The organism is Arthrobacter sp. Hiyo1, assembly GCF_001263615.2.
Taxonomy (GTDB): Bacteria; Actinomycetota; Actinomycetes; order Actinomycetales; family Micrococcaceae; genus Arthrobacter.
In genome coordinates this window covers 374,929-379,186 of sequence record NZ_DF952470.1, presented here as the reverse complement: position 1 = coordinate 379,186, position 4,258 = coordinate 374,929, and the positions used below count along the sequence as shown (strand labels likewise).

Here is a 4,258-nt window from a genome sequence, read left to right as displayed (position 1 = left end):
TGAAGCCAACGACGCCGGCGGGCGCTTGCAGCAGTTCGGGTCCGGACACGTCGAGGTAGCCCGCGCCGTCGTCTCCCTCCCGCGGAACCACTTCACGTGCTGGTACGGCACGCCGATGCTGAGCGAGAACTCGCCAGCCGCGGAACGCTCCGTGCGTGCCGTGCACCAGTAGGTGCCGGAGACGGTATCGGTGTACTGGCTGTAGGCGCTGAACTTGTCCGGAACGTCGAACACGGCACGCGAAGTCCAGGCTTTGCACGCCGGTTGGCCCTCAATGGCGCCGGTATGGTCCTGGGGGAAGGCCACGCCGTCGTTCTCGTAGGCCTTGTAGATGATGCCGCTCTGGTGTGTCTTCTGGAAGTGGGTGGTGATGCCCAGGTGTTTCGTCGCGAGGTTGGTGAAGCGGTGTGCAGCGGTTTCGTAGGAGACGGCGAATGCGTCGCGGATGTCCTCCACCGCGATCTCCTTGGCGGCCTTCGCCTTCTGCAGGAACTCCAGGGTGGCGTTCTCGGGCAGGAGGAGAGCCGCGGCGAAGTAGTTCGTCGCGACCCGCTGGGCCAGGAAGTCGCCGTAGTTCTTGGGTGTCTCGTGGCCCAGGACGTAGTGTCCCAGGGCCTGCAGGAGGACCGAGCGGGGATCGTGGTCCTGCCGTTGGCTCTGCGTGAGATAAATTCGGTGATTCTTTAGATCGGTCACTGAACGGGTGGAATGGGGCAGGTCGCCCACGTGGTGGAGCGTGAATCCGAGGTGGTCCGCGATGTCCGCAATGACGTGCTGGCTCAAGGGCCCGGTCGTGTATCCAACGCCTTTGAGGACCTTCTGCGCCTCGGCCTCGTACTCCGGAAAATAGTTGCCGCGCTCGCGCATCATGGCACGCAGTTCGCCGTTCGCCCGGCGAGCCTCTTCCGGCGTCGCGACCTGCTCGTTGAGCTTGCGTTCAAGCTCCTGCAGGAGGCCCACTTGCGACTCGAGAACATCGAGTGGAAGCCGCGAGCTGACACGGATTTTCGGCAGGTTCAACGACTCGTACAGGGGCCCGCGCTGGTACCGTTCGAGCTCGATTTCCAGGGCCGCCCGGCGGCTGGGCGGCTCCGCTCCGAGCAGCTGTTCGATGCCGACATTCAGTGCCGCCGCGAGCTGCTTCAGCAGGCCAAGTTTGGGCTCGCGCTTGCCGTTCTCAATGAGGCTCAGCTGGCTCGGGGCGGTCCCGACGGCGGCACTCACGTCGTCGAGGGTCAGTCCGGCCTGCTTGCGCAGATACCGCACGCGGCGGCCCAGGCTGATGACGTCCAGTTCGGCGGTGGAAGCGGACGACGACGGCGGCGGTACTTCGCGGTTCCAGCTCACAGGTGGCATTTCTTGAGGATACGCGAAGAAGTGCATTTCTTTCCATGGTTTTTATCTAGAAAGCCTCTTGGAAGTGCTGAAAAGTAATAACCACGAAGTCCCGGTCGATCTGAAATGCAAAGGCGCAGCGAAGATCGGCCGGGGCGACATACACAGCAAAACGCCAAAGTAGCGTCAAAGGAGACAGAACAATGACCGCAGCATTTGAACCAGGGCAGCCCACCTCCGCTCAGCAGCAGGCCGCCGCACTGGAGCTCGAATGGGCTGCCAACCCGCGTTGGGAAGGCGTCACCCGCGATTACTCGGCCACCGACGTCGTCCGCCTCCGCGGCCGCGTCTCCGAAGAACACACCCTGGCCAGGCGCGGCTCCGAGAAGCTGTGGAAGCAGCTCACGGAAGAGGCTAAGACCGGCGGATACACCAACGCCCTCGGTGCGCTGACCGGCAACCAGGCGGTGCAGCAGGTCAAGGCCGGGCTGCGGGCCATCTACCTTTCCGGATGGCAGGTCGCGGCCGACGCCAACAACTCCGGCCACACCTACCCGGACCAGTCGCTGTACCCGGCGAACTCGGTCCCCACCGTCGTCCGCCGCATCAACAACGCCCTGCTCCGCGCCGACCAGATCGAATTCTCCGAAGGCATCCAGACCGTCGAAGACTGGCTGGTCCCGATCGTCGCCGACGCCGAAGCCGGTTTCGGCGGCCCGCTGAACGCCTACGAGCTCATGAAATCCATGATCCAGGCCGGCGCCGCAGGCGTGCACTGGGAAGACCAGCTCGCATCCGAAAAGAAATGCGGCCACCTCGGCGGCAAGGTGCTCATCCCCACCCAGCAGCACGTCCGGACCCTGAACGCCGCCCGCCTCGCGGCCGACGTCGCCGGCACCCCGTCGGTGATCATCGCCCGTACCGACGCCGAGGCAGCCACCCTGATCACCTCCGACGTCGACGAGCGCGACCAGGAATTCATCCTCCGCGAAGGGGGACAGCCGGTCCGTACCGCCGAGGGCTTCTACAAGGTCCGCAACGGCATCGAACCCTGCATCGCCCGCGCCAAGGCCTACGCCCCCTATTCGGACCTCATCTGGATGGAAACGGGCACCCCGGACCTCGAACTCGCCCGCAAGTTCGCCGAGTCCGTCAAGGCCGACTTCCCGGACCAGATGCTCTCCTACAACTGCTCCCCGTCGTTCAACTGGCGCAAGCACCTGGACGACGCAACCATCGCGAAGTTCCAGCGCGAACTCGGCGCCATGGGCTTCACCTTCCAGTTCATCACCCTGGCCGGCTTCCACGCCCTGAACTACTCGATGTTCGACCTCGCCCACGGCTACGCCCGCGAAGGCATGAGCGCCTACGTCGAACTCCAGGAAAAGGAATTCGCCTCCGAGTCCCGCGGCTACACCGCAACCAAGCACCAGCGCGAAGTCGGCACCGGCTACTTCGACGACATCGCTACCGCGCTCAACCCGAACGCATCCACCCTGGCCCTGGTGGGATCCACCGAAGAAGGCCAGTTCCACTAACCTCCCGACGGCGGGCCGCTGCCCCAGCGGTGCGGCCGACAAAGGCAATCCTCCGCGTGCTATTCCCCATCCCCGTCCTGTGGCCTCGCAAAGCTCGGCCGAGGACGGGGACAGGGCCCCTTTTACGCACGCTTCCGGATCACCTTCGCCGACCTTGCGGCGCTTGGCGACTGGCGCACGAGGCCGAAGAGTCCGGTATTGCGGCAGCCTGCGTAAAAGGGGCCCCGTTTCCGGTCCGTCCTCGCTCAGCGAGGTCGGACCCGGAAACGGGGAATAGCAGGCAGAGCAATGCCGGTCCGAAGGCCGGAGCCAGCCACGCACCGTATCGAACCCAGCTAGGCCCGCCGTCGAACATTGCTTCTCTGAGGAGAGATTGAGATGAACAGCTTCACCGACAATTACACGATCAACGGCATCACGCTGACCGCCCAGCCCATTCACCGGCAGAACGAGGTTCTTACGCCGGACGCCCTGGAATTCGTGGCAGCCCTGCACCGCGCGACGGCGGAGCGCCGCCAGGAGCTGATGCAGGCAAGGCACGCCCGCCGCGGCCAGATCGCGAGCGGACAGGATCCGCGGTTCCTCCCGGAGACGGCGGGCATCCGGAATGATCCGAACTGGCGGGTCGCTCCCCCGGCACCGGGCTTGGAAGACCGACGCGTGGAGATCACCGGGCCGGTTGACCGGAAGATGACCATCAACGCGCTGAACTCCGGCGCCAAGGTGTGGCTGGCCGACATGGAAGACTCCTCCACCCCCACGTGGCGCAACGTCATCCAGGGCCAGCTGAACCTCACCGATGCCCTGGAACGCCGCATCGACTTCACCTCACCGGAGGGCAAGGAATACAAGCTCCGTGCCGCCGAAGAACTGCCCACCATCGTGGTGCGGCCCCGCGGCTGGCACCTGCCGGAGAAGCACATGCTCATCGACGGGAAGCCCGTTGCCGGTGGCGTGGTCGATTTCGGCCTGTTCTTCTTCCACAACGCCCGCCGCCTGCTGGCACAGGGCAAGGGCCCGTACTTCTACCTGCCCAAGATCGAGAACCACCTCGAGGCCCGGCTCTGGAACGACATCTTCATCCTGGCCCAGGACCTGCTCGGCATCCCGCAGGGCACCATCCGCGCCACCGTGCTGATCGAAACCATCACCGCGGCGTTCGAAATGGAGGAGATCCTGTACGAGCTGCGCGATCACGCCTCGGGCCTGAACGCCGGCCGCTGGGACTACATCTTCTCCGTGATCAAGAACTTCCGCACCCGCGGGCCCCGCTTCGTGCTCCCGGACCGCGCCCAGGTCTCCATGACCCAGCCGTTCATGCGCTCCTACACCGAGCAACTGGTCCGGGCGTGCCACCGGCGCGGCGCCATGGCGATCGGCGGCAT

The 4,258-nt window shown here is 65.1% G+C and carries 2 protein-coding genes and 1 pseudogene; 2 read left to right on the top strand and 1 reads right to left on the bottom strand.

Going from position 1 to position 4,258, the window contains the following annotated elements:
* On the bottom strand, positions 1-1,383 hold a 1,383-nt coding region (locus tag AHiyo1_RS10630; RefSeq protein WP_059388545.1), incomplete at its 3' end, for an XRE family transcriptional regulator.
* Positions 1,384-1,538: 155 nt separating this feature from the next.
* Between AHiyo1_RS10630 and aceA the strand changes: the two genes are divergently transcribed.
* Entirely contained in the window at positions 1,539-2,873 is a 1,335-nt protein-coding gene (gene aceA, locus AHiyo1_RS10625; RefSeq protein ID WP_059388544.1) for an isocitrate lyase, read from the top strand.
* A 378-nt stretch (positions 2,874-3,251) separates the two neighbouring features.
* Positions 3,252-4,258, top strand: a pseudogene (locus AHiyo1_RS10620) (malate synthase); the annotation flags it as partial.

Bases quoted from the DNA above. Each gene is read 5' to 3' on its own strand.
- aceA (WP_059388544.1), top strand. From the start codon at position 1,539: ATGACCGCAGCATTTGAACCAGGGCAGCCCACCTCCGCTCAGCAGCAG.